The following is a 22609-nucleotide window of genomic DNA, read 5'->3' on the forward strand; positions in this document are numbered from 1 at the left end:
GCATGTGGATCGTCAAGCTCGGCGGCAGCCTCAACACCAACCCCCTGCTCCCCGCATGGCTCAGCCTGCTGGCCGATTGCGGCGGGGGGCGCGTCATCGTGGTCTGCGGCGGCGGCGCCTTCGGCGATGCGGTCCGGCAAGCCCAATCGCACTGGCGCTTCAACGACCTCAACGCGCACAACATGGCCATCCTTGCGATGGCCCAGACCGCCTACCTGATGCACGGCCTCAACCCCGCGCTGCAACTGGTGCGAACCAAGACCGACATCCGCCGCGTGCTGCACAAGGGCCAGACCGCGCTGTGGCTGCCCTTCGAACTGCAACGCGAACGCGGCACCGCGCAGACCAACTGGGACGTCACGTCCGACAGCATCGCGCTGGAACTCGCGCAACGGCTGAATGCGGAGCGGCTGGTGGTGGTGAAGTCCTGCGAGATCGACCCGCGGCTAAGCCTGGCGCAACTGACGGAGGCGGGGATCGTGGATCGGAGTTTTGGCGGGTTGTCGGAGGGAGCGGCGTTTCCGATCGATGTCGTCCGGCATGACGAGCTGGAGCGGATCCGGGGGCTGCTGTTGGGGGGTGTGCGGTTTGTGGAGAACTGACAGGGCTTCAGGTCCATCACCACCAACTGCCATCAGCCACAACATTGTCAGGAGGGCACACCGAAAAGCGCGCGGATCTGATTCCTGACGCTGGAAGGCGTCCGCTCGATGGAGGTGTCAGGCGTCATTCGGACAAGCGACCTTGACGGACTTGAAGCTCATGTTCATTCGAGGGTGGAAGTAGGTCATCGACGTGGCCGTGACCTCCCGCAGCAGGTACACGTCGGTGAATTGGGGATCGCGTGCGGCTAATTGAAACCTGATGGCGCCTTCGGGTCGGCACGTCCTGAGCTTTTCATTGCCGAAGAATCTTCTCCATGGTCTTGCCCTTGGCAAGTTCATCAACAAGCTTGTCCAACTGGCGAATTTTCTGCATCAGCGGGTCTTGGACCTCCTCCACGCGAACACCGCAGACCACTCCCTTGATGAGGCTGCTGTTCGGATGCATCGCTGGCGCCTCCAGGAAGAAGGCCTTGAAGTCGACCTTCCGCTGGAGTTGACGCAGAAGAGCGGCCGGGTCGTAGCCTGTGAGCCAGCAAATGAGGCGGTCAACCTCGTCCTGTGTGCGCCCCTTGCGCTTGGCTTTTTCTACGTACATTGGATAAACCGCTGCGAAGGGGGTCGCGTAGATTCGATGTTCAGGCACCTGCGTGTCTCCCGTTTACATGCTGGGGCGGGTGGTTGGTAGGCCTCGCACATGAGGGGTTCATTCTTCACGCGCCTTCCGTCTGTCGGGATGCAACAACTTCTCCTTGGCCAACCTGCGCATGAGCGGCGCGTCGTAGAGCGTGATGCAGACGGCCACGAAGCCTAAGGCAATGACCTGGCCAACCGAGCCTGGCCGCAGGAGCAGCAGAGCGACCATTGCCAGCCATATGGCAACAACGAGCGCAGACCGGACTGCCATGGCTCTGCGTTGCGCGGCTGTCACAACGGCCGGCGGCGGCGTTTCAGTGTCTGCCATCGATGCTCAATCGACGAGTTGAGTCGACGATGCAGGCGGTCGGCTCGACCGCTGAGTTGGGCTCAAGTCAGTTGGCTTCTTGCAGCACCGCATGTGAACCCTCCATTCCAGAAATCTGGCGCAGCGCTAATACAAAACGATCGATGTCTGAGGCGACTGCTGACACCAAGACGACGGCTGATTCTGCTGCGTCGGTTGGAGATTCGGGCACGACTCGCAGCTCAACTCTGACGACTGCATGGCCCGCACCGTCCGTGCATTGAAATTGGAACGACGCAGTTCCGTAGCCTGGGAGATTGCCTTGTCCGAGCGTGAAATGACGCCGGTCACTCGAGCTCGATGGAAATCCCTCAATCCTTCGCGCAAGTTCTTCCACTTCTTGAAACCCTGCATACAGCCTTACCCGACCGGAGAAGCATGCGCTGGAAGCCTCTATTGAGATTTCTTGCAGGTCCGGGTCCAGCCACACTACCGCGAGAACAAGCTTTGAAGGTCGATTAGTCACGGCTTAACGGACGAGGTGAGACGACGCCGTAGGCGGTCGGCTCGACCGCTGAGTTAGGCCCAAGGCCGATGAGCCACACGGTACTCGCGTTGCGGCGGGCGCAATGTTTTGAGAGCTCGCTGACCGCAAAGAGGGACGCGAACCGCGCAGCACCACACGAGCGCCAAACCGCGGAGCGCGCGCGACCTGCGCACGGTGAACGAGTGAGGCAGAACGACGGGGCTTGAATGCGGACATGGCTTGGCCGGAAATGCTTAACGGACAAGGTGAGACGACGCCGTAGGCGGTCGGCTCGACCGCTGAGTTAGGCCCCTGCTCTTGATAAGGACAGATTTATCCGGCTGCATACATCGTGTTCTCCGGGAGTTCGCCCTTGGCCCAATGACTTGCAATTTTTTGAGCGGCACGAGTGGCGATTCGTCTCTGACTATCGCCGGGCATCGGCTCAATAAGCTTGAGCGTTCCGTCAGACTTGCGAATTTCCACCAGGCCAAACACCGAACCTATCGGCTCATTTCGCTTCTCGTCGAGGATGCGCCACCTGGTTGTAGTAAACCTATACACGCATAACGCTAGGTCTTCCTTCTCTTTGTGGATGCTGATGCACATCCAGTCCAAGAATTCCTCATATGTGGATTCGTCGGCTTGTGTCATTTGGCTTAACTAGAAATAGATCGCAAGCATCCTACCCAGCCATGCCGCCCATTCCAAGCGTGCTGCCCCCGCATGGCGCAAATTCCCCACGCGGGCAGCCACGCTTCAAGTTTCGGAAGCCGTTTAGGCAAACCTAAAAATTCACGGATGCGGCCTTCCCTCCCTGCGCCACACCTCACTCATGCAAGAGAGCCGGCACCGAATGCCCGCGCATCAACATGCCAAGATCGCGCAATCGCTGCGGGTCCAGTGCGGTGCTCCGATCCCCCACGCAGACGGCTGTCCTGAAGCCGGCGAAATCGGGGTCGAGTGCGTGCAGCAGTGGCGCGTGCACGGCGCGGAGCGCGCCCGCCAGGCCCGCCATCGATCCAGCGCCGTGCACTGTATCGACGAATGCGCCAAGCACCTCCATCGACACCGCATCGAACAGACTGCCAGCGCGCTTGTCGAAGGTATCGACCATCGCGCCGGGGAAGCGCAGCGTACAGGCATACGCCACATGCGCCATGTCCAGCCCTTGATCTGCAATGAACACCGGCACGATGGGCCAGCCGCTCGCCGCCAGCGCATCCAGCACACGAGGCGCCTGCGGATCGCGCTCGATGCCGACCTTCACATAGTCGACACCGCAGGCACCCACCGCATCGACGCAATCCGCGATGCGTCGCGTCTCATGCATCGGCACATCCCCGATCGTCGCGCTTACGGCCAGGCCGCTGCGATGCCGGCGCAACGCGGCGACGATCTCGCGAATGGTCGCCACCGGCAAGCCGCCCAACGCGCCCGCCCCCGGCTCCTTCAGGTCGATGAAGTCGGCGCCGCCATCCGCGGCCAGCAAGGCTTCCTCGACGCTTCGAACGCTGACGAGCAGTTTCATGACGATCCTCTTGTGGTCTCGGCGGAGGAGGCTGCGGCCTTCTCGCGGTGCCGCCGCACCGCATCGACCAACCAGCCCCAGGCCTCGTGCTCGCCCGGGCCGGCGGTCTTGTCGATGGCGATCTGCAAGTAGGCCATCTCGCTGTCGATCTTCTGCGCGGGCAGCATGTGCAGCCGGCTCACCAGCACCGCGCCTTCGAGCACGGCAGCCTGTGCCCGATTGAAGCCGGTGAAGCTGGCATGCACCACCTCGTGGACGCGCGCCATGTTCAGCACTGGGCGTTGTGCATCGTCAGACATGTCGCTCAGGTTCAGTTCCACATGACTCAGGGCGCATTCCAGCCGCACACCGGCAATCCGCTCTACCGGCTGAGTCGGCCAATCCCGGCGGCCGGTCACGCAGCCCGCGAAGACGCGCGTGTCCGTCACGATGTTGAGCACCGCGCAGCGCGTCGCGATGATGTTGTCGAAGGTGGTCGAAGGACGAAACGGCATCAGCACAACCTGCTCGCCGCGGTAGCGCACGCCCATCGGCGCGACATGCTTGCGGCCATCGGGCGCGAGCGTCGTCACCACGGTTTCGAAGATCACGTCGTTCATTTCAAGTACCCATCCGGCTCATCGGAAGTCTCGACGCGCTCCGTTGCGTTCTTCGGGTTCATCGGCTCCTCGGTCGTCTTGCGTCGCGCCATCGTCGTCCCCGGCGCGCACCACGTGTCCGTGCTGTCATCGACACGCTCGACAGCACAACCCCAGTCCAGCGGCTGGTCCTGCACATAGCGTTTGCCCAGCTTGTGGGCGATCTCCGCATGCGCCAGTTCCACGCCCATGTAGAAGGCATGGGCCGCATCGTCTTCCAGCCCGAGTTGCGGCCACAGCTCGAAGGCGCCCTGCCCCGTGCGGAGGCCGTCGCGGTTGTAGACGTGCAGGCCTTTCGCGGACACCTGCACGCGGAAGTTCGGGTCGCGCACCTGCGCGGCGGTCGCGTCGATCTCTTCCGGCGTATCGAGGAAGGGGCGCTTCGCATGCACGGTCATCAGCGCATCGCTCATGCCCTTGGGCAGCGTCTGGTGGCGACGCGCGGCATGCATGATGCGCCGGGCCCAGTCTGCCTCCTTCACGGCGCGGCGTGCATGGTTGCTGACTTGCGTGGTGAGCACGGCTGCCACATCGAGTTCGGCGCAGATGCCGAACAGCAAGGCGTTGATGCCGCTGGTGTCGGCCTCGGTCAGCTCGGTCAGGTTGCCCACGCCCATCATGATCGGCGCCTCGGGGAAACGTTCGCGCAGGCGGTGGTAGCGCACCAGAGACGTCGCGAAGCCGAAGGGAATCGGTTCCAGGATTGGGTCGGCCAGGAACTCCCGGCCCTGGCGCTGCATGTGTTCGATGGCTTCATGCAAGGAGGCTTCATCGGCGGGCACGCGCGGGATCAGGATTGGCGTGGACGCCACTTCGTCCGCGACCCACAGCGTGTCCAAGTTCAAGCTCAGCAGATAGTCAGCGCCGGCGCGTCCGCCACGCAGCAGTTCATCGGCATCGACCGAATCGACGCTCACCTGGAAGCCTTCCGCCTTCAACGCCTGGATGCTTTCTTCGAGGTGAGCGAATTCCGTTTCCGGCAGGCAGCCGAGGTCGATGACATCCGCACCATCGGCCCGCAGGCGCGCCGCACGCGCCAGGATGCCGGACACGTCCAGCCGAGGTGCATCGACGATCTCGGCAAAGATCGCGACCTCATATTCATCCAGCGTGATCGGGCTGGCGGCGCGGTTGAAGAACTGCGGCAGGTCTTTCAACTCCTCCGGCCCGCGCTGCACCGGAATGCCGAAATGCTGCGACAACCCCTCCATGTCGCCGCGACAACGCCCGGGCACCACGATGCGATCGATGCCAGCCATCGGCAGCGCCACCCTGCGGCGAATCATGTCGGCGGTCATGAGGCCTGCCACCTGCAATCCAAGATCGCGCGCCTCCCAGGTGAAGGGCGCAGGCGCGATCTGCGCGAGCACCCGTTCCAGGCTCGGCCGCGCAAGATGCCCGGTCAGGAAGAGGATGTGTTCCATGCGAGCGCGAGTTCGTTGAGGCGGGCGTCGAGGGCGGCCTCCAGTTCGGCGGGCGAGGCGACGACCTGGCAGAAGTCGATCTGGCGCAGCCGTTCGACGTTGTCCAGCTCGATGCGGCGCGGTCGCAGCGTGACCCATTTGTGCGGCGACTTCGTCACCACCACCGGTTCGGTGTCGCAGGCGAAGACGATGCCCGGGATGCCCAGCTTGCCGGCCTGCGCGAACATGTTGCTCGGCAGCGTGTCGCTGATGCCGAAGGCGCACTTTGCGACCGTGTTGCTGGTGGCGGGGGCGACGACGACCGTGTGATAGACGTCGTCGTAGAGCATCCCGACCGGTACGCCGCTCGCGGTCTTGTCGCGGAAGACGCGGAAACGCGGCTTCAGGTCGTCGACGTGGAGCTTGTAAATTTCGAGGACTTCCTCCCCGGCAGCGGAGAGGAACAGGTCGACGTTGGGCAGGCGCGCGGCCAGTGCCATCGACTCGTCGAGGAAATGCCCGGAGCCGGTGATGCACCAGGCGAAACGGGAGCGCGGCTTCGAATGCTCAGACAGCGACACGTCGCCGGACGCATGCCCGGCGACGTCGCTGATCTCTGTGGCTTCGCGGTGGTTGCTCTGGATGGGAGACCTCGGTGATGAATGGCGCCGAAGTCCCGGGCCGGAGCGAAACGTGACGGATCAGTTCGCCGCGAAAGGATGGCTCACGGTGCCCTTCTTGGCAACCACTTCCGCTGCGGTCGGCGAGCCGGCGACGGCGCGCTTGATCGATTCCTTGGTGGCTTCGTAGTTGAACTGCTGGATCTTCTTGTCGTCGTCGGCCTGCCAGTGGATGAACACGCCGACGCAGACGAACAGGTTGTCGGCCTCGTCCGCCGGGATGGTGCCGTCCTCGACGCAGTCAGCCACCGCCATGGCCACCGCGCGCTGCGCCGGGCCGAACATCTGCACGGCCTGCTTGGCACCCTTGATCGTGACCTTGTTGAACATCACGGTGGCAGGCTTGGCCAGCAGGTTGGGCGCGACCACGGCCAGCAGCGTGGTGAAGCCGTCCTTCTGGTTGGTCAGCGCGTTTGCGAACGCGGATTCGGCGGGGCTGCCGCGCGGTCCGATGATCAGGTCGATGTGGGCCACTTCATTGCCCTCGCCGACGAGCGATTCACCCACCAACATGCGATCGATTTTTGCCATGGCTGTTTGTCTCCAGGATGCGTTTTGGCCACAAGTACACCGGCCCCTTTGGCCCGTGCGAGTCATCGGATATCACGTTCCGTGCCACCCGAGGCCGACAAGCAGCAGCGCGGCCACCGTGAGGTCTGCCGTGGTGCCGGGGTTGATGCGACTGGCCTTGAGCGCATCGTCCCAGGCGGCGAATTCGGGATCGGCATCGAGTCCGCCGGAGCCGCCCGCGCGTGCCTGCCAGCCCTGCGCCGCAGCCATGACACTGTGTGCCACGGCCTCGCCATGAATCCGAACAATGTGTGAATCCGCCACAGTGCCCAGCAGCGCCAGGTAAAGACGCTGTACCGCCGCCGTCGTCGGCGCATCCGTCGCCCCGCCCTGCGGCGCCGGCAGCAGCGTGAACCCGGCGCCAAGCGAAGCCGTCGCCAGCCCGAACAAAGTGCCATAGCCGTCCCGGTACAGGCGAGCGATGCTGTCCCTGTCGGCCGCCAGCGCCATGGCCTCGCGCAGGCCGATGCTCGGCGGCTGCCGCACATCTTCCTCCGGCGCCGAACCGAGGCCGCCCGGATGGGCACGCGCGATGGCGCGATAGGCCGCCTCCGAATCCGACAGGTCCAGCGTCGCCAACACCCCCTCGATGGCCGCCAACAAGCCGACATCGGAGCCGACCGCCCCAGGCTGGCTTTCGACCGCACGCGCAACCGGCGCGCACAGCAGCAGGATGCCCAGGTTGGTGTTGCAACCCGCCGCCGCCCAACTGGCTTCGACCGCGCCTTCGATGCGCTCGCCCACGCTGGCCCCGATCGCGAACAACGGCTCGCAGGCAGCACGCGCGCTGGCGATGAAAAGCTCCGCCGTCATGCCATGACCCGGCGACGCCCGGCTCACGTTGCCCGGCTTGCGCACAGCCACGTCGAGTTCGCAAGCCCTCAGGAAGCAGGCCTTGGCCCGCTGCATCGCCATCTGCTGCGCGTCCGTTCCATTCATGCGCGGCGCGACACCTTCGACCGCCCGCTGCCATCGGACAGCGCGAGCCTGCGCCCCAGCAGGTCATCGACCAGCGCCGCAGCGATATTGAAGCGGGTCACGCGCTGCACCCCCTGCCACGCGGCAGCACCATTGACCTCGATCACCTGGATACCGTCCCTCGACCGCGCCCCCGGCCGCGCAGGAGGCGACGGCATCAGGTCGACCCCGGCGTAGTCCATGCCCAGCGCCTGCGCTGCGCCTTCGGCCAACTGCGCGAGTTCGGTGGTCAACTCCGCCGGCTCGCAGCGGGCCCCTTGCGCGACGTTGTGGATCCAGTGCGCGCTGACCCGCCGCATGGCGGTGACGGCGCGCCCGCCGATCACCAGCACCCGCCAGTCGAAGCCGGGTGTCGCCGCCGCCGGCAGGAAGTGCTGCAGATAGGCCAACCCGCCATAGGCCTTGTCGATATCAGGCAGTGCGTGATGAACCCCGTCCACCTCTCCCACCAGCCGCAGCCCCTTGCCTTGCGAGCCGAACAAGGGCTTCAGCACCAACGCATGCCCGGCCGCGCCTTCGCGGATCGCGATGCGCTGCGCCTGTGCCAGCGACTCCGTGGCCCAGGTGGGGGGAGTGGGAATGCGCGCGGCATGCAGCAGCAGGCTGGTCATCGACTTGTCGACGCTGCGTTCGATCGCCCGCGCGTCGTTGTAGACCGGCACGCCAAGTTCACGCAACGCATGCAGCACGCCGAGCCGCTTCGTCACCTGCTCGAAGCTACCCCCCGCGATGCCGCGCACCAGCACCGCATCCGGCAGCTCTCGCCCGAAACCCGGGATGACCAGGCCATGCCATGCGGCCGTGGTATCGATCCTGCAATCCGCCAGGTCGATGCAGCGCCCGATGCAGCCTCGCACCCTCAGCGCCGCCTGCAATTGGCGCGTGTGCCAGCCGATCTCGTCCGTCATGATGGCGACGGTGAGCCCCATCACGCCTCCTTGCGCCACAGATCGAGCAACAGTTGCATGTCCAGCCCGCCGGCATGCCAGGTGTTGCCGCTGTCCAGGTTGCTGACCCAGACCTCGGCCGGTGCGAACAAGGCGCCGTCGATCTTGTAGAAGTCGTAGTCGGCCGCCTTGAAGATGTCGGCGAAGGAGCGGCCGTGGTCGGCGGAGTTGCGCGAGGGCAATCGCTGCGCCAGCGAACGCGCCGCCTCGTCGTCGCCGCGCACCGTGAGATGCACTCGCCCGCCGTACAGGATCGCGTCGTTGGTCCGTCCCATGGCTTCCACGCCGTCGGGGCTGGGCGCGGGCAATGGCGCGGCGCCGGAGCCGCCGACGATGTCGCCCGCCGGAAAGCACAGCTGATGCGCCTTGTGCAGGGCCGTCTCCAGCACGCGCGACACCACCTGCGTGGTGCCGGCCAGGCTGGTCGTGGGCGTGAGGATCAGCGTCAACGCGTCCGCCTCCAGGCCGCAATCGCGCAGCAGCTTGTCGATGATCACCTGGGGCGGCGCACGGTCCACTTCCATCACGAGCACGCCGGTGTCCGCGCTGTCCCGGTAGCCGATCTCGTCGAACAGCGTCTCCTTGCCGGCCAGCGCCCGCGCCGGCCCGGAGCCCAGTGCGAAGAACTTCTTGCCGCCGGTCTCCTCCTTGCTGGCCGCGAGGCTCCAGCCCGCGTACTGGCTGCCCATGCAAGCCAGCACCGGCTGCGCGCTGCGCACCTCGATCCAGGTGGGCCAGCCCTCCAACCCACCCGTCGACAGATGCGCCTGGCCAAGGCCACCCATGCAGATCTCCCCGATCAGCAGGCCCGCCGCGACACTGCCGCGCACCGCGATGCCCGCATCGACGATGCAGACACCAGAAGGCTCGCGACGCACCTGCACGTCGAGAAGATCCGCCTGCGCGCGCAGCCGCTCCACCAGCGGCCGGGCCAGCGCATTGACGCTGGGCTTCGACGCCTGCAGCGGCGGCATGTCAGTCATTCAGAAGTCTCCACGGAGAGATGCACGGCCTCGCGGCGGCGCCGCAGCATCGCGCACACCTCCTCCGCATTGGAACCGCTGGCGCTGACGCTGCACAGCGGCTCGCCGGCCTCGAACTGCGTCGGCGCGTTCGGCAGGTCATGGCAGTCGGGATGCGAGGCCAGGCGCTGTGCCGCCGCCTCGTCCAGCGAGAGCGCACGCCTGGCGTAGACGATCTCGGTGCCCTGCACGGGAATGTTCCCGGTGCGCAAGGGCCACTGCGGCAGTTCGCCGTACAGGCATGCGCGGACATGCGCCGACACCATGCCGGGGGTCGCCGACAGGCGGCGTACGCGGCGATAGAGGCCCATGCTCAACGAGGGTCGCGCATTGATTTCCAGCACGTTGAAGACATCCCCATCGCGCATGAAGTCCAGGCTGCCCAGGCCGCGCAACGAAAAGGCCTTGGCCAGGGCGCGCGCGGCACGCGTGATCCTGGAGGCCAGATCGGCCGGCAGCGACACCGGCCCCACCGCGCCGCAGAACACGAAGGGCCGGCCCGCCATCGGCCGCACGATCATGTGATTGAAGCCCAGCACTTCGGCGTCGCTGCCGTTCGCGATGAAAGTCGCCGACATCGGGCCGCCCGGAACCTCGCGCTGGAAATAGTGATGCGCGGTCAGGCCCTCGCCACCCATGGCTGCGGCCCGCTGGATGTGCCAGCCGCCACTGCCTTGCGCGTCCTTGACCAGCCAGCCTTCAGCATCCTCCGGCGCGTCCATTCGAATCGCGGGATGGGCGATGCCCTGTTCATCCAGGCATCCAAAGAAGTAGCGCGGGTCCCGCACGCGGCGCATGGCGTCGGCCTGCGTGCCGATCAGCGGCAACAGTGCCGCACCCTGCTCGAGCAGGTCAGGCCGCCCCTCGAAGCCGGGCCCCGCGATCCAGCCTGTCACGCGGCCCTGCCTTGTCAGAGCCTCCAGCGCCGACAACAGCAAGGCGCCATCGATGCGCAGCGTCGACGGCTCGCCGATGCGGATCCACTCCTCGCTGCTGCGCCGGGTGTCGGCATCGCCGAACAGGTCAAGCGCCACCACGCTGATGTCGTCGTCGCGCGCCGATTCGGCCAGCATGCGCGCGGAGATGGCGGCCAGGGCCAGCGCAGTCATTGCGACGTCCGCCTCATGCCGCCTTTTCGGCGATGAAGGCCCGCGCCGTCGCGAAGGCCTCAGCGAAGCTCAGCACCACGGGCGATTCGGCATCGTGCATCTGCACCAGCATCCGCTGCTGCGTCTGGTACTTGACATTGCCGATGGCCAGCGCGCCAATGCCCACCGCCCCACCTGCCAGAGCCTTGCCGTTGTCCATCGCGTCGACGCCGGCAATGCCCTGCGGCGGCACCGCGTTCACGTCGGCCGCGACCTTGAGTTGCTTCGCGGCAGACAGCGTATCGGCCGACACAACCTGCACGCCGGCCGCCGCGCAGGCCAGCAGCACATCGGCCTGCCCGATCGCTTCACGCATGGCCGTGCCGTCGGTGCCGGACAGGCCCTCCAATTCGACACCGAACCGTTCGCCCGTCTTGCGCGCCGCCTCCTGCGCCGCGCTGACGCTGCTGCGGCTTGAAAGCGAGACCTGCGCCCCGGCTTGCGCCGCGATCACCCCAGCGATGCGCCCCACCGGCCCGGTCCCGCCAAAAATCACGACACGCTGCCCTTTCAATTCCGCCTTGTGATGCGTGCGCAGCGCGGCCTCCACGCAGGCCACCATCGCCGCCGCCGTCGTGTACGCGCCGCTCGGATCCGCCATCAGCGACACCTGGAAGGGCTTGAACATCGAGGCCTTGGCCCGCTTCAACAGATCGGCCGCTTCGAGCGCATCCCGCCCGCCGATGAAGATGCCCGTGCGCAGGAGGCCCTTGGGGCTGCGGGAGAAGATCGTGTCCTGCGTCAGGCTCGCGACGCTGTCGGCATCGCAATCGGTGTACGGCACGATGACCTGGTAGCCGGCGTCGGCGGCCATGTTGATGTCGAACGGGCTCATGCGGCGGCCCGGCGTGAACATGTGGAGGATGTAGGGACGTTCCATTTGAAAGAGCTCCGGACGGCGATGTTCAGCGCGCGGACCCGCCGGGCCGACGGTCCACCAGCGTGGCACCGGTATTGCGGCCCGACACGATGCGCAGCGTCAGCGACGGCCCGACGACCCCGGCCACATGCAGCGCGGCCGCCAGAGCCTCCGCACGCGCCAGCGACGGCAGGATGGCGAACCCGGTCGGCCCCCATGAACTCTGGCCCAGCGCGGCGAGCGGTTCATGCAAGCCGATCCAGTCCATCACCCGACCCACCGCCGCACTGGTAAAGGCATGCCCGCCCTGCCCCGGCGCGAAATGCGCGCCCAGCAGTCGCTGGATGTGCGTGACGCCGGCCGCGAAGGGCGCGAACTCCGCGCTGGCCGCGCCCGGCAGCACGCGCATCAGCGCCTGGTGGCAGATGTCGGCCGCCTGCGCCTGCGGCATGGGCGGCAGGGTGCGGATGGCCTGCCGCTCTGCCGCGCCGGACAGGCCCTGCTGCGCTCCGTCCAGTACGACCAGCACCCGCCACTCCGCAGGCAAGGCGATGCGCGACAGCACCAGCGGCGGTTCGCCATGGGCACCCGGCCCGCCGTCGACGATCAAGCCGCCCAGGTCGAAGCCAGCGACGCCAATGCCCGAGCGCTGACCGCGGCCCAGCCATTGCGCCAGCCTTGCCGTCGACACATCCAGCCCATGCCAGTGCGCGAAGGCCCGCGCAATGGCCAGCGCGAGTTGCGTGCCGGAGCCGAAACCCGCATGCGCCGGCAGCACCTTGTTCAGTCGCAAATGCAGCGGCTCGTGGCGGCCACTGTGACGTTGCAGCAGCAGCAGGTCGGCTTCCGCGCGTTCGATATCGGCCTGCGCCTCCGGCCCGTTGGCGCTCACCTGCGTGGCGGACGATTCGCCCAGTTCGACCTCGGTCTCGAAGCCGTTGATCACCAGCCCCAGGCTGCCGAAGCGCCGGCCCAGCGAGCCGGATGGATCGAGAAAGCCCAGGTGCAATCGCCCCGGGGCGTGCACCGTGACCGTGGCCGAATCGTCGGCGAGCATGGCTTCCTCGGCATTGGATGGAGACATCTGCATCCGCCCTGCAAAGCAAGGTCTGTTCCGCCGCCAAACCTACCGGCGCCCGGGCCGTTCGGCCTCGCCCGGTCCGGACGTGTATCGAGGCGGGGACACACTGTCACGCGGTGCGCCCGCACCCGCCTGCGCATGGCGCCAGTCTCCGTGGCGCTCACGGCACCGTCCGACGAGCGCACGCGCAACTCGGCCGACACCCCCACCCGCCACTCGCCCCTACGCTGGCCGCATCCATAACAAGGCATAGGTGATCAATGAAAGCAGTCATGGCAGCAGTGATGGCAACCTTGATGCCCCTCGGCGCATTGGCCGCCACCGGCAAGCCAACGGAAGCGGCCATCGCAAGCGCCTTCGGCAAGGCCGACACCGACCACGACGGCAAGTTGAGCTGGCCCGAGGCCCGGACGTTCGGCATGACCAGGGCGGCCTTCGACCAGTCGAACCAGGACAACAACACCACCCTCGACACGAAGGAGTTCCTGGCGGCCATCACCTACCAGTTCGACCGGGCCAACCCGGACAAGCATGGGACCCTCGATCGCAGGGCGGCGGCCAAGGCCGGCGTCAAGAGCAGCAAGTTCTTCGACGCAGCCGACCCTGGCAAGGACGGGAAGCTGGACCTCGCGGGTTACCTGCAGGCCTTCACGATGAGCGCCAGGTAGCCGGCACCGCTTCACGGGCAAGCCCTTATCGCGCAAGCCCTTCGGATCGGGAGAATCCGGAATCGTCCAGCAACCCCGGAGCCCGAGAACATGTACCCAGGCAAGTACGCGCAGCAGCACGCCGACCGTCCCGCTTTCATCATGGCCACGAGCGGCGAGTCGCTGACCTATGCGCAACTGGAGGCGCGCAGCAACCGCCTCGCCCACCTGCTGCGCGCGCAGGGCCTGAAGCGGCTCGACCACTTCGCGGTGTTCATGGAGAACAACCGCTACTTCATCGAATGCTGCGTGGCGGGCGAACGCACGGGGCTCTACTACACCTGCATCAATGCCTACCTGACCGCACAGGAGATGGCATACATCGTCAACAACAGCGAGTCGCAGGTGCTCATCACCTCGGCCGAGAAGCTGCCCGTGGCGCGCCAGGCGCTGGCCGAATGCCCGAAGGTCAAGCTATGCCTGGTGGCCGGCGGCGGCGCCAGCCTCGCGGGCCAGACCGTCGGCTCGGCACGGCTCATCGACTTCGACGAGGCTGTGGCCGGCCTGCCCGAAACGCCCGTCGCGGACGAATGGCTGGGCCACTCGATGCTGTACTCGTCCGGCACGACCGGCCGCCCCAAGGGCGTGCTGCGACCGCTGCCGGAAGAACCGCCCAGCCATCAAATTCCCTTGATGACCTTCCTGACCGGCCTCTGGAAATGCGAGGAAGGGATGATCTACCTCTCGCCCGCGCCGCTGTACCACTCCGCGCCGCTGGCCAACGTGTCGCAGACCATCCGGCATGGCGGCACGGCAATCATCATGGAGCACTTCGACCCGCAGCAGTACCTGGCGCTGATCCCGAAGTACAAGGTCACCCACACCCAGCTCGTGCCGACGATGTTCTCGCGCCTGCTCAAGCTGCCGCCCGAAGAACGGGCCAAGGCCGACATGTCGACCGTGAAGATCGTCGTCCATGCCGCGGCGCCCTGCCCGGCCCAGGTGAAGGAGGACATGATTGCCTGGTGGGGGCCGATCATCCACGAGTACTACGGCGCCACCGAAGGCCTGGGCTTCACCGCCTGCGACACGCCCCAGTGGCAGGCGCACCGCGGCACCGTGGGCAAGGTGCTGCTCGGCGACATCCACATCTTCGACGACCAGATGCAGCCGGTGCCCAAGGGCCAGCCCGGCGAGATCTGGTTCAAGACCGCCACGCCCTTCGTCTACTTCAACGACCCGGAACGCACCGCGCTCACGCGCTCGCCCGACGGCACGATGAGCACCGTCGGCGACATGGGCTATGTGGACGACGACGGCTACCTCTACCTCACCGACCGCTCGACCTTCATGATCATCTCGGGCGGGGTCAACATCTATCCGCAGGAATGCGAGAACCTGCTCATCACGCATCCCAAGGTGGCTGACGCGGCGGTGTTCGGCGTGCCGAACGCGGAGATGGGCGAGGAGGTCAAGGCCGTGGTGCAGCCCGTGCCGGGCGTGGCGCACACGCCGGAACTGGCGGCCGAACTGATCGCCTTCTGCGAATCGAACCTGGCGCACATGAAGTGCCCGAAGTCGGTGGACTTCACCTTCGAATTGCCGCGCCTGCCCACGGGCAAGCTGTACAAGCGCAAGCTGCGGGATGCGTTCTGGGAAGGCCACGCGACCCGCGTCGTCTGAAGTCTTCCCACCTCCGGGCACGCGGTCATTCGCCCACGCAGTGGCGAAAGCGTGCATCGGTTGCATGATGTGTCCTACGTCTAGATCGGCGCCGGCTTCGTAGATTGCGCTTGGCGAGGCATGGGGCCCGCCGCCGAACTGGACCCATCAGGGGAGGACTTTCATGAAGCAGCATTTCTTTGCGGTGGCCATCGTCTCGACGCTTTTCGCGCTGACTGGCGTGCAGGCGATGACGCAAGGCGAGTACACCGTCGCCAAGGCAAGGATCGGCTCCGACTACCGTCTGGCGCAGAGCCGTTGCGACACTTTGAAGGACAACGCCCGGGACGTCTGCTTGACGGAGGCCAAGGGCGCCGCGGACGTGGCCATGGCGGAACTCGAACAGCACTACAAGCCAAGCCCGGCCAATGCACGCAAGGTAGCCGCGGTCAAGGCCGCGGCCGCTTTCGAAGTCACGCGGGAAGCATGCGACACGCTGGCCGGCGAGGCGCACCAGGCGTGCGTCCATCAGGCCGAAGACAACCACGCCAAGGCCAAGGCGGACGTGGACGTGAGTGGGTGAAATGGAACTGCCACGCGCGGCAAGGCGAAGTCCACGCAAAAGCAGTGGCCGAAATGCCTGTTCGTGGGCACCCGCGGAACCGGCTTTGCCGGGCCGCTGGGTGCGCCCCCTGGAGGGGGAGGCGCCGTAGGCGCTTCGGGGGTGGGCTTTCCTTTCAGGCCTCGTCGCGCGCCCGTGCGGCGTTGCGCAGATCGCGGATCTGGTCATGGTTGCGTTGCGCGCCATCCGCCTGGCGCTGCACGACGGCGCGCACATCCGCGGGCAGTGCCTGCTTCAGCGCCTTGCGATAGCGGGCCACGGCGGTGTCTTCGCCGCGTTCGCACGACTCCAGCAGCGACAGTTCGCTGTTCGCGCCCAGCGATCCCTTCAAGTGCACCCAGCCGCGATGCATGGCACCGGCCGCCGTGCCGCCCTCGGCCGGCTTGCCGCCATAGGCTGCGATGAGTTGCAGCAATTCGGCTTCCGCCTGGCGGCAGCTTTCGGCGCGGCTCACGAAGAGCTGCTTCGTGGCCGGGCTCTTCACCTCCTCGGCGCAGGCCAGGAATCCGTAGCCACCATCGCGGGTGTTTTCAAGCAGGTCGTTGAGCACGTCCACCACGTCATCGTTGGACAGGGGCTCGTCGTAGGCTGGCCCATCGGCGGTGGTCAAGTCGTTGTTGAAGTAAGTCTGGTCGGCGCGCTCCCACGCGGCACGCGTGGCCGGACGCGCACGATCCCAGTCGAGCTGCGAGGCACCGCGATCGGTTTCCCAGCGGGTGGCCAACTCCGGCTCGACAGTGTCGAAGTCCCTGCCGAAGGTGCCGCGACCGGTGTAGCCCAACTCGTAGGCGGGGCCGTAATCCTCGTAGCCGAGGCCGGATTGGTAGTACGGCTGCCTGTTGTAGTTTTCGCGCCAGTAGGCCTCCTCCACGGTCGGGTTGATGCGCTCGCCGACGGCCTTGCCGCCCAAGCCGCCCACCACTGCGCCCGCTACCAGGCCCACGGCCGCACCGACGGGTCCGGCCATCGCGCCGGCTGCGGCCCCTGCCAATGCACCGCCTGTCGCGCCGACGCCGGTGCCGACGGGATGCGCTCCGGGAGCGCCCGTGATCGGGTCGCGGTTTTCATCACGGATTTCGGGAATGTCTCGATCCTTGGCTGCCATGTTGGCTCCTTCATTGGTTGGTTGAAAAGCGCCGCCTCGAAAGGCTGTGCGTCAGGACCCACGATGAACACACGCATTGCCGCGCTTCGTCAGCGACGGGGGCCGTCGCTTGTAGGGAATCCGGAAGGGGCGCGAAACGCTGTGTCTTTTGACATGCGGCCCAGCTAAGCAGAGGCGGCCGAACTTCCCGACAATGCCGCACCATGCAAACGCTCTCCCTGCGCCAGTTCGCCCTCCTCGTTCCTCTCACGCTGGCCTGGGGCCTCAACTGGCCGGTGATGAAGCTGGGCGTGGCGGACTATCCGCCGCTGGCCTTTCGTGCGCTTTCGCTCTGGCTCGGCCTGCCCGTGCTCGGACTGGCGCTGGTCGCGATGAAGACGCCGTTCAAGGTGCCGCGCAAGCAGTGGCCCGAACTGCTGTGGCTGGCCGCGACCAACATGTTCGTCTGGCACGCCTGCATCATCCTGGCGGTGAAGGCGCTGTCCAGCGGACGCGCGGCGATCCTGGGCTACACCATGCCGGTGTTCTCGGCCGTGATCGGCGCGGTGCTGTTCTCGGCGGTGCTGACACGCCGAGGTTGGGTCGGCGTGGGCGCCTGCGCGCTGGGCGTGGCGCTGCTGCTGTGGCATGAGTTCACGCACCTGGCCGGCCGCCCCGGCTATGTCGCGCTGGCGCTGATCGCAGCGGCCACCTGGGCGCTGGGGACGCAACTGTTGCGACACACGCGCATCCCCTTGCCCACGCTGACGCTGTCGTTCTGGATGACGGCGCTCACCGCCGTCGTGATGACGGTGCTGACCCTGTTGTTCGAACGCTCGCAATGGCGCCCGCCGGGCAACGCCGCCTGGGCGGCGATCGCCTACAACGCCGTGCTGATCTTCGGCTTTGCGCATGCCGCCTGGTTCTACCTGGCGCGCGGACTGCCGCCCGTGGCGTCCACGCTGAGCGTGATGCTGATCCCCGTCCTGGGCGTGTTCAGCGGTGCGCTGTGGCTGGGCGAAACCGTGTATTGGCAGGACTGGACCGCCGTTGCACTGATGATGGTGGCGATTGCGTCGGTGCTGTGGCCTGTGCGGGCCAGCGCTCCGCAGGCGGCTTCGGCGCCCGTGCGTCCCTGAGCCCCTCGGTGCATCGGTAGCCTTTTGACCCATGGGCGTCCTCGACAAGCTCAGAGCCTGGGCCAAGCGGATCAGGCGCGACAGCGTGACACTGTGGTTCGCCGGCAAGCATCCGCGGACGCCCTGGTACGCGAAGGCCCTGGGCCTGTTCGTGGTGGCCTATGCGCTGAGCCCGATCGATCTCATTCCGGATTTCGTTCCGGTGCTGGGTTACCTAGATGACGTGTTGATGCTGCCCGGCCTGATCTGGCTGGCGATCAAGCTCCTGCCGGCGGACGTCCTCGCGGAATGCCGCACGCAGGCGGACGACTGGATGGCCACGCGAGGCGCGAAGCCTCGCAGCTGGGTTGGTGCGGGTCTGGTCATCGCCGTGTGGCTGGGCCTGACCGCGGCGGCCTGGTTCTGGCTCACGGAGCGCCCGTAGCTGTTCCAGGTGTCACGCAAACGGTACGGCCGGATCAGTCGTACTTGATGTATTTGAACCGTGGGTCATCCGGCGTGCCTTCCAGCACCGCGTCTTGCACGGCTCCCGGCTGCCACATCACCACCTCCTCGATCTTCTTCGCCAGTTCGAAGTCCTTCTCGGTGATGCCCTTGGCCGCGTGGTTCATGAGCTTGACCGTCACGAAGGCGTAGGAGACGGTCAGGTCCGGATGGTGCCAGGCGGCTTCGGCCAGGTGGCCGACCGTGTTGACCACCATCAGTGTGCCCTTCCAGCCGCTGGTCTTGAACTTGCGTCGGATCCAGCCGTCCTCCAGATACCATTTCGGCAGTTCCTCGGCGAGCCTTGCGGTGATCTCCTCGGGCGTGAACACTTCGGATGCGGTTTTCTTGCGCCATTGGGTCATCTCGGTCTCCTTCTTCAAATTGCGAAGTGGTGATGGTCGATCCTATGGCGGCGCAGGGTCGCGGGGTGGATGCCTCGTGGATAGCCGCGACAACGAGAGGAGTAGCCGAATGATCCGTGCCCGATTCGTCGCGATCCCGAGCTTGGCTTCGATGGTCATCGCGCTGTTGCTCACCACCGCCGCCACGGGCGCCGCTTCCGCCGAGATGTCACTCGACCAGGTCAACGCCCTGCTCAAGGCCGCCTCGCCCGCCAAGCCGGCCGACCTGGCCGGCAAGGACCTGTCGGACCTGGACCTGAGCAAGCTGGACTTCCGCCAGGCCCACCTGCGCGGCACCAGCTTCTTCGGCAGCAAGCTGGTGCTGGCGGACTTTCGCGGCGCCAACCTGGAGGGCGCCAACCTCAACGGCGCCTGGCTGATGGGCACCGACTTCAGCGGCGCCAACCTCACGAAGGCCAGCCTGCTGTCGGTCGTGATCCTCGGTGGCGAGGTCAAGAAGATGCCGGTCTTCAAGGGCGCCAACATGACCGGCGTGAAGATGATCGCGGACCTGCCCGGCGCCGACCTTTCCGGCGCCAACCTCAGCAACGCGATGGTCGGCGTCAACATCAAGAACCAGGGCATGGGCCAGATGCGGACCGACCTGAACGGTGCGAACCTGGCGGGCGCGAACCTCGCGGGTTCGGACTTCAATCGCTCCGTGATGAACTTCAGCAACCTGCGCGGCGGCAACCTGCGCGGCGTCAGTTTCTACCTGGTAAGGCTGGCGGGCGCCGACCTCACCGGCGCGGATGTCACTGGCGCTGACTTCACCGAAGCGGACCTGGACGGGACGATCTTCAAGGACGCGAAGGGCTTCGACCAGGCCAAGGGCATCGACCGCGCCAGCAATCGCGACAAGCTTATCCGCTGAACTCAGCCTTGGGCTTGCGTGCCGCGGCCAGCAGGCCGGTCATTCGGGGCGATCGAGCCATTGGCCCGGGCCGCAAAGTAGCGATAGATGCCTTCGATGTTCGCGTCGACGAGCGGATTGCCGCGATAGGCGGGCATGCCGCGCGGGCCATTGCCATCCAGCACTGTGCGAACGAAGGACGCGTGGCCCTGCGTGCGGGCGAACTCGACGATGGAAGGCGCCGACAGGCCTTCGTAGCCCTGGCCATGGCAGCGTTCGCATTGCAGGGTGCGCAAGGCCTGCCATGCGCTGGCGATGACCGGGTCGTCAATCCCGGTGGGCGGCGCAGCCGCATGGCCGAGATTGTCCGGCGTGCCGAGTTCGCCCGACAGCGCCAGGAAGAGCGGCGCCGCATAACGGGCCATCTGACCCGCCCGCAAGCTCTTCGCCATTTGCACGCCGCGCCACATCGCATCGCTCCGGGTGCCCTGCCGTCATCACGCATGAAATCGCTAACGCCCGTCGTTGGCAATCTGCCCGACGAACTTCCAGCCCTGGTCGAAGTTGTACATGAAGGTGTAGCCGGTCGGGCCGTCGATGAACACCGTCAAGGGCCGCGCCGTCGCGGGTTGCTCCTCGGGCGGCACCGGGGGCGACTTCATGGCCGTCTTCATCATCTGGAGCATGCCGTCGCCTCGCGTGGTCTTCGCGACCGAAGCCCAGCCTCGATGGAGGCGCCAACCCGCATCGGCCGAGAACACGAGCGTCGAGGGATCGCCCGTCGGGCCGCGCAGCAGCAAGGTCAGCGGTGCTGCGCCTTGGGTAGAGCCCTGCGGCGGCGTGTAGCTGGATTGGGCCAGCGCCATGACGGCGGCGCCAGACAGCGCGAGTGCGGCGACGGCGGCGGCGGGCGCGCGCCAGAAAGAACGGGAAGAGAAAGAAGGCTTCATCATCGGCTCCTGCGATCGGTTGCAAGGGTCCGATGCGGCGATGGCTTCGAACCTGTGCAAATGGTAGGCAGCGAGACTTTCTTTCGATGTGGCCCTGTGCACACGAAAAATGTGCGGTAGTGTTTTCATCCCTCCAATGAGGGAGGCGCGTTCAGGCGTGCTCTGCGGGGATGAGTCCGTGCCGCAGCGCCAGGTGCGCCATCGCCGCCGTGGTGTGCACGCCCAGCTTGTCCTTCAGCAGGCTCTGCAGGTTGGACACCGTCTTCGGGCTCAGGTGAAGCGTGTTGGCGCAGTTGGCCACCGACTCGCCACGCGACAGCAGCCGGAACAGTTCGAATTCACGTTGCGTCAGCGAATCGAAGGCCTGCGATTCGCCCGCGCCGTTGCGCAGCCGCTCGGCCAGCGCCGGGCTCAGGTAGCGGCGCCCGTCGCGCACGCAGTGGACCGCTTCGATGAGGCATTCGGGCGGGCTGCTCTTGGAGACGAAGCCCAGCGCGCCGAGTTCCAGCGCGCGATGCACCAGCGTGTTGGTGTCGTGCATGCTGAAGACCAGCGTGCGTGCGCGGGGGTCGCGTTCGCGGAGTCGCCGGACCAGGTCGAGGCCGCTGCTGCCGGGCATCGACAGGTCGGTGATCGTGATCTCCGGCGCATGCAAGACGAACTGCGCACAGGCCTCGTCGACGCTGGCCGCCTGCGCCACCACCTGCATGTCGCCGTCCTGTTCCAGCAGGTGGCGGTAGCCGGCGCGCACCACCGGATGGTCGTCGACCAGCAGCAGCCGGATCACGCGGCCTCCCTGTGAAGTTCGGGGACCAGCGGCAGTTGCATGTGGATGCGGGTGCCGGCGCCCGGCGCGCTGTCGGCCACCAGCCGCCCGCCCAGCGCCGCGGCACGCTCGGTCGCGCCGAGCAGGCCGTAGCCGCTCTCCGGCGACGCGGCGGTGAAGCCGCGGCCATCGTCCTCCACGCACAGGCTCAGGCTGTCGGATGTGACCGCCAGCTCGATGTTCACGCGCGTGGCATGCGCATGCCGCACGACATTGGCCAGGGCTTCCTGCGTCACGCGATAGACCGTGGTGTCGACGGCCTCGCTGTGTTGGCACAGATTGCCCCGCGAATGGAACAGGCACGGCACGCCGCTGCGCGTGGTCCAGGCTTCGCACAGCGACTGCATCGCCGCGACCAGGCCCAACTGGTCCAGTTCCGCCGGCCTCAGGCGCCGCACCAGTCGCCGCACGCCTTCCTGCAGCGACTCGGCCGAGGCGGCAGCGCGCCGCGCGGCCTCGCCGATCTGTTCGAGGGAATGCGAGCGCTGGATGTAGGTGGCCTCGATGCGGATGGCGGTGCAGTGCTGGGCGAACTCGTCATGAAGCTCGCGCGCCAGCGCCAGCCGTTCGTTGTCCTGCAGCGCGATGAGCTTCTGCGTGAGTTCGCGGTTCTTGGCCAGCAGTCGCGATGCCTCGAGGCGCCGGCGTCGCGCATACCAGGCCAGGCCCAGCGACAAGGCCATCAGCGTGAATGGAATCTCGTCGACCTGCCATGCCTCGCCATGCGCCAGGAGTTCGGTCACGCGCTCGCGCAGTTCCAGCGCACTGGACACCACGAAGGTCAGCAAGGTCAGCAGCAGCACCCCGGCGAATTCGATTCGTTCGGGAGCCAAACGCACTTTCGGCAGTCGCCAATCCGTTCTCATCCGACATGTCTCCAATTGGAGCGCCGTGCCGCACTCTGTTCCGCAATGTAACGTCGTCCGGCACACGCAACCCCCGGGCTGACCCGAGTGCAGCCAGTGCCTGCAGCCCTGCGTCGCCAGCCTTCACATCCGCGCGGCAGGCGTT

At 66.5% G+C, this 22609-nt stretch carries 27 protein-coding genes; 7 read left to right on the forward strand and 20 right to left on the reverse strand.

Annotation, left to right across the window (positions count from 1 at the left end; genetic code table 11):
* The first annotated feature begins 2 nt into the window (after nt 1-2).
* The gene (locus WKW79_RS03620) at nt 3-602 is read left to right on the forward strand and encodes an amino acid kinase family protein (RefSeq protein WP_340333719.1); all 600 of its coding nucleotides are present in this window, start codon (nt 3-5) and stop codon (nt 600-602) included.
* Nucleotides 603-897: 295 nt separating this feature from the next.
* On the opposite strand, the gene WKW79_RS03625 is transcribed toward WKW79_RS03620, so the two are convergent.
* The 14 genes from WKW79_RS03625 to WKW79_RS03690 form a co-directional block, all read right to left on the reverse strand.
* Complete coding sequence (locus WKW79_RS03625) at nt 898-1248, reverse strand: DUF2200 domain-containing protein (RefSeq protein ID WP_340333720.1); 351 nt, start codon at nt 1246-1248, stop codon at nt 898-900.
* Between the two features lie 60 nt (nt 1249-1308).
* Nucleotides 1309-1566, reverse strand: a complete 258-nt coding sequence (locus WKW79_RS03630; RefSeq protein ID WP_340333721.1) for a hypothetical protein — start codon at nt 1564-1566, stop codon at nt 1309-1311.
* Between the two features lie 838 nt (nt 1567-2404).
* Nucleotides 2405-2725: a hypothetical protein gene (locus WKW79_RS03635; RefSeq protein ID WP_340333722.1), complete on the reverse strand. Its 321-nt coding sequence runs from the start codon at nt 2723-2725 to the stop codon at nt 2405-2407.
* A gap of 175 nt (nt 2726-2900) precedes the next feature.
* On the reverse strand, nt 2901-3602 hold the full coding sequence (locus WKW79_RS03640) for a (5-formylfuran-3-yl)methyl phosphate synthase (protein ID WP_340333723.1): 702 nt from the start codon (nt 3600-3602) through the stop codon (nt 2901-2903).
* On the reverse strand, nt 3599-4201 hold the full coding sequence (locus WKW79_RS03645) for a DUF447 domain-containing protein (protein ID WP_340333724.1): 603 nt from the start codon (nt 4199-4201) through the stop codon (nt 3599-3601). Before WKW79_RS03645 ends, WKW79_RS03640 begins: the two co-directional genes overlap by 4 nt.
* Entirely contained in the window at nt 4198-5664 is a 1467-nt protein-coding gene (locus tag WKW79_RS03650) for a DUF6513 domain-containing protein (protein ID WP_340333725.1), read from the reverse strand. Before WKW79_RS03650 ends, WKW79_RS03645 begins: the two co-directional genes overlap by 4 nt.
* Entirely contained in the window at nt 5643-6224 is a 582-nt protein-coding gene (locus WKW79_RS03655) for a flavoprotein (protein WP_340333726.1), read from the reverse strand. Before WKW79_RS03655 ends, WKW79_RS03650 begins: the two co-directional genes overlap by 22 nt.
* Nucleotides 6225-6344: 120 nt before the next feature.
* Nucleotides 6345-6854 (reverse strand): formaldehyde-activating enzyme, encoded by a 510-nt coding sequence (gene fae, locus WKW79_RS03660; protein ID WP_340333727.1) that lies wholly within the window; start codon nt 6852-6854, stop codon nt 6345-6347.
* Nucleotides 6855-6926: 72 nt separating this feature from the next.
* On the reverse strand, nt 6927-7832 hold the full coding sequence (locus tag WKW79_RS03665) for a triphosphoribosyl-dephospho-CoA synthase (RefSeq protein ID WP_340333728.1): 906 nt from the start codon (nt 7830-7832) through the stop codon (nt 6927-6929).
* Nucleotides 7829-8800, reverse strand: a complete 972-nt coding sequence (locus WKW79_RS03670; protein WP_340333729.1) for an ATP-grasp domain-containing protein — start codon at nt 8798-8800, stop codon at nt 7829-7831. Before WKW79_RS03670 ends, WKW79_RS03665 begins: the two co-directional genes overlap by 4 nt.
* On the reverse strand, nt 8800-9801 hold the full coding sequence (gene mch, locus WKW79_RS03675) for a methenyltetrahydromethanopterin cyclohydrolase (RefSeq protein ID WP_340333730.1): 1002 nt from the start codon (nt 9799-9801) through the stop codon (nt 8800-8802). The genes WKW79_RS03670 and mch overlap by 1 nt, the downstream gene beginning before the upstream one ends.
* Nucleotides 9798-10949: an ATP-grasp domain-containing protein gene (locus WKW79_RS03680; protein ID WP_340333731.1), complete on the reverse strand. Its 1152-nt coding sequence runs from the start codon at nt 10947-10949 to the stop codon at nt 9798-9800. The genes mch and WKW79_RS03680 overlap by 4 nt, the downstream gene beginning before the upstream one ends.
* Nucleotides 10950-10962: 13 nt before the next feature.
* Nucleotides 10963-11868: an NAD(P)-dependent methylenetetrahydromethanopterin dehydrogenase gene (locus WKW79_RS03685; RefSeq protein ID WP_340333732.1), complete on the reverse strand. Its 906-nt coding sequence runs from the start codon at nt 11866-11868 to the stop codon at nt 10963-10965.
* Nucleotides 11869-11893: 25 nt separating this feature from the next.
* Nucleotides 11894-12931 (reverse strand): beta-ribofuranosylaminobenzene 5'-phosphate synthase family protein, encoded by a 1038-nt coding sequence (locus tag WKW79_RS03690; RefSeq protein ID WP_340333733.1) that lies wholly within the window; start codon nt 12929-12931, stop codon nt 11894-11896.
* Between the two features lie 269 nt (nt 12932-13200).
* On the opposite strand from WKW79_RS03690, the gene WKW79_RS03695 reads away from it, so the two are divergent.
* The 3 genes from WKW79_RS03695 to WKW79_RS03705 all read left to right on the forward strand — a co-directional run bounded on the left by WKW79_RS03695 (nt 13201) and on the right by WKW79_RS03705 (nt 15820).
* On the forward strand, nt 13201-13596 hold the full coding sequence (locus WKW79_RS03695; RefSeq protein WP_340333734.1) for an EF-hand domain-containing protein: 396 nt from the start codon (nt 13201-13203) through the stop codon (nt 13594-13596).
* A gap of 90 nt (nt 13597-13686) precedes the next feature.
* Nucleotides 13687-15258 carry an AMP-binding protein gene (locus WKW79_RS03700; protein WP_340333735.1) on the forward strand — a complete coding sequence of 524 codons (1572 nt, stop codon included), beginning with the start codon at nt 13687-13689 and terminating at the stop codon, nt 15256-15258.
* Nucleotides 15259-15421: 163 nt separating this feature from the next.
* Nucleotides 15422-15820 (forward strand): hypothetical protein, encoded by a 399-nt coding sequence (locus tag WKW79_RS03705; RefSeq protein ID WP_340333736.1) that lies wholly within the window; start codon nt 15422-15424, stop codon nt 15818-15820.
* Nucleotides 15821-15974: 154 nt separating this feature from the next.
* Here the strand turns inward: WKW79_RS03705 and WKW79_RS03710 are convergent, their stop codons facing one another.
* Nucleotides 15975-16964 carry a ferritin-like domain-containing protein gene (locus WKW79_RS03710; protein WP_340333737.1) on the reverse strand — a complete coding sequence of 330 codons (990 nt, stop codon included), beginning with the start codon at nt 16962-16964 and terminating at the stop codon, nt 15975-15977.
* A gap of 203 nt (nt 16965-17167) precedes the next feature.
* Here WKW79_RS03710 and WKW79_RS03715 point away from each other — a divergent pair, with 203 nt between their 5' ends.
* Both WKW79_RS03715 and WKW79_RS03720 read left to right on the forward strand, forming a co-directional pair.
* Complete coding sequence (locus WKW79_RS03715; protein ID WP_340333738.1) at nt 17168-18082, forward strand: DMT family transporter; 915 nt, start codon at nt 17168-17170, stop codon at nt 18080-18082.
* A 31-nt stretch (nt 18083-18113) separates the two neighbouring features.
* Nucleotides 18114-18506, forward strand: a complete 393-nt coding sequence (locus WKW79_RS03720; protein ID WP_340333739.1) for a YkvA family protein — start codon at nt 18114-18116, stop codon at nt 18504-18506.
* Nucleotides 18507-18540: 34 nt separating this feature from the next.
* On the opposite strand, the gene WKW79_RS03725 is transcribed toward WKW79_RS03720, so the two are convergent.
* On the reverse strand, nt 18541-18930 hold the full coding sequence (locus WKW79_RS03725; RefSeq protein WP_340333740.1) for a 4a-hydroxytetrahydrobiopterin dehydratase: 390 nt from the start codon (nt 18928-18930) through the stop codon (nt 18541-18543).
* 109 nt (nt 18931-19039) lie between these two features.
* On the opposite strand from WKW79_RS03725, the gene WKW79_RS03730 reads away from it, so the two are divergent.
* Nucleotides 19040-19843, forward strand: coding sequence for a pentapeptide repeat-containing protein (locus tag WKW79_RS03730; protein WP_340333741.1), 804 nt, complete (start codon nt 19040-19042; stop codon nt 19841-19843).
* 2 nt (nt 19844-19845) lie between these two features.
* Here WKW79_RS03730 and WKW79_RS03735 read toward each other — a convergent pair whose 3' ends face one another.
* From WKW79_RS03735 to WKW79_RS03750, 4 genes are all read right to left on the reverse strand, one after another.
* Nucleotides 19846-20274, reverse strand: a complete 429-nt coding sequence (locus tag WKW79_RS03735; protein WP_340333742.1) for a c-type cytochrome — start codon at nt 20272-20274, stop codon at nt 19846-19848.
* A gap of 60 nt (nt 20275-20334) precedes the next feature.
* Nucleotides 20335-20772: a hypothetical protein gene (locus tag WKW79_RS03740; RefSeq protein WP_340333743.1), complete on the reverse strand. Its 438-nt coding sequence runs from the start codon at nt 20770-20772 to the stop codon at nt 20335-20337.
* Between the two features lie 151 nt (nt 20773-20923).
* On the reverse strand, nt 20924-21559 hold the full coding sequence (locus WKW79_RS03745; protein WP_340333744.1) for a response regulator: 636 nt from the start codon (nt 21557-21559) through the stop codon (nt 20924-20926).
* A complete protein-coding gene (locus WKW79_RS03750; RefSeq protein ID WP_340333745.1) occupies nt 21556-22431 on the reverse strand; it encodes a sensor histidine kinase in 876 nt (291 codons plus the stop codon). The genes WKW79_RS03745 and WKW79_RS03750 overlap by 4 nt, the downstream gene beginning before the upstream one ends.
* Nucleotides 22432-22609: the final 178 nt, after the last annotated feature.

The organism is Variovorax robiniae (genome assembly GCF_037889955.1).
GTDB classification, from domain to species: domain Bacteria; phylum Pseudomonadota; class Gammaproteobacteria; order Burkholderiales; family Burkholderiaceae_C; genus Variovorax; species Variovorax robiniae.

What these genes read in the sequence shown, in the direction of transcription:
- WKW79_RS03620 (WP_340333719.1), top strand. Translation starts at nt 3, where the DNA reads ATGTGGATCGTCAAGCTCGGCGGCAGCCTCAACACCAACCCCCTGCTC.
- WKW79_RS03630 (WP_340333721.1), bottom strand. Translation starts at nt 1,566, where the DNA reads ATGGCAGACACTGAAACGCCGCCGCCGGCCGTTGTGACAGCCGCGCAA.
- WKW79_RS03635 (WP_340333722.1), bottom strand. Translation starts at nt 2,725, where the DNA reads ATGACACAAGCCGACGAATCCACATATGAGGAATTCTTGGACTGGATG.
- WKW79_RS03640 (WP_340333723.1), bottom strand. Translation starts at nt 3,602, where the DNA reads ATGAAACTGCTCGTCAGCGTTCGAAGCGTCGAGGAAGCCTTGCTGGCC.
- WKW79_RS03645 (WP_340333724.1), bottom strand. Translation starts at nt 4,201, where the DNA reads ATGAACGACGTGATCTTCGAAACCGTGGTGACGACGCTCGCGCCCGAT.
- WKW79_RS03650 (WP_340333725.1), bottom strand. Translation starts at nt 5,664, where the DNA reads ATGGAACACATCCTCTTCCTGACCGGGCATCTTGCGCGGCCGAGCCTG.
- fae (WP_340333727.1), bottom strand. Translation starts at nt 6,854, where the DNA reads ATGGCAAAAATCGATCGCATGTTGGTGGGTGAATCGCTCGTCGGCGAG.
- WKW79_RS03665 (WP_340333728.1), bottom strand. Translation starts at nt 7,832, where the DNA reads ATGAATGGAACGGACGCGCAGCAGATGGCGATGCAGCGGGCCAAGGCC.
- WKW79_RS03670 (WP_340333729.1), bottom strand. Translation starts at nt 8,800, where the DNA reads ATGGGGCTCACCGTCGCCATCATGACGGACGAGATCGGCTGGCACACG.
- mch (WP_340333730.1), bottom strand. Translation starts at nt 9,801, where the DNA reads ATGACTGACATGCCGCCGCTGCAGGCGTCGAAGCCCAGCGTCAATGCG.
- WKW79_RS03680 (WP_340333731.1), bottom strand. Translation starts at nt 10,949, where the DNA reads ATGACTGCGCTGGCCCTGGCCGCCATCTCCGCGCGCATGCTGGCCGAA.
- WKW79_RS03685 (WP_340333732.1), bottom strand. Translation starts at nt 11,868, where the DNA reads ATGGAACGTCCCTACATCCTCCACATGTTCACGCCGGGCCGCCGCATG.
- WKW79_RS03690 (WP_340333733.1), bottom strand. Translation starts at nt 12,931, where the DNA reads ATGTCTCCATCCAATGCCGAGGAAGCCATGCTCGCCGACGATTCGGCC.
- WKW79_RS03695 (WP_340333734.1), top strand. Translation starts at nt 13,201, where the DNA reads ATGGCAGCAGTGATGGCAACCTTGATGCCCCTCGGCGCATTGGCCGCC.
- WKW79_RS03700 (WP_340333735.1), top strand. Translation starts at nt 13,687, where the DNA reads ATGTACCCAGGCAAGTACGCGCAGCAGCACGCCGACCGTCCCGCTTTC.
- WKW79_RS03705 (WP_340333736.1), top strand. Translation starts at nt 15,422, where the DNA reads ATGAAGCAGCATTTCTTTGCGGTGGCCATCGTCTCGACGCTTTTCGCG.
- WKW79_RS03710 (WP_340333737.1), bottom strand. Translation starts at nt 16,964, where the DNA reads ATGGCAGCCAAGGATCGAGACATTCCCGAAATCCGTGATGAAAACCGC.
- WKW79_RS03715 (WP_340333738.1), top strand. Translation starts at nt 17,168, where the DNA reads ATGCAAACGCTCTCCCTGCGCCAGTTCGCCCTCCTCGTTCCTCTCACG.
- WKW79_RS03720 (WP_340333739.1), top strand. Translation starts at nt 18,114, where the DNA reads ATGGGCGTCCTCGACAAGCTCAGAGCCTGGGCCAAGCGGATCAGGCGC.
- WKW79_RS03725 (WP_340333740.1), bottom strand. Translation starts at nt 18,930, where the DNA reads ATGACCCAATGGCGCAAGAAAACCGCATCCGAAGTGTTCACGCCCGAG.
- WKW79_RS03730 (WP_340333741.1), top strand. Translation starts at nt 19,040, where the DNA reads ATGATCCGTGCCCGATTCGTCGCGATCCCGAGCTTGGCTTCGATGGTC.
- WKW79_RS03735 (WP_340333742.1), bottom strand. Translation starts at nt 20,274, where the DNA reads ATGGCGAAGAGCTTGCGGGCGGGTCAGATGGCCCGTTATGCGGCGCCG.
- WKW79_RS03740 (WP_340333743.1), bottom strand. Translation starts at nt 20,772, where the DNA reads ATGAAGCCTTCTTTCTCTTCCCGTTCTTTCTGGCGCGCGCCCGCCGCC.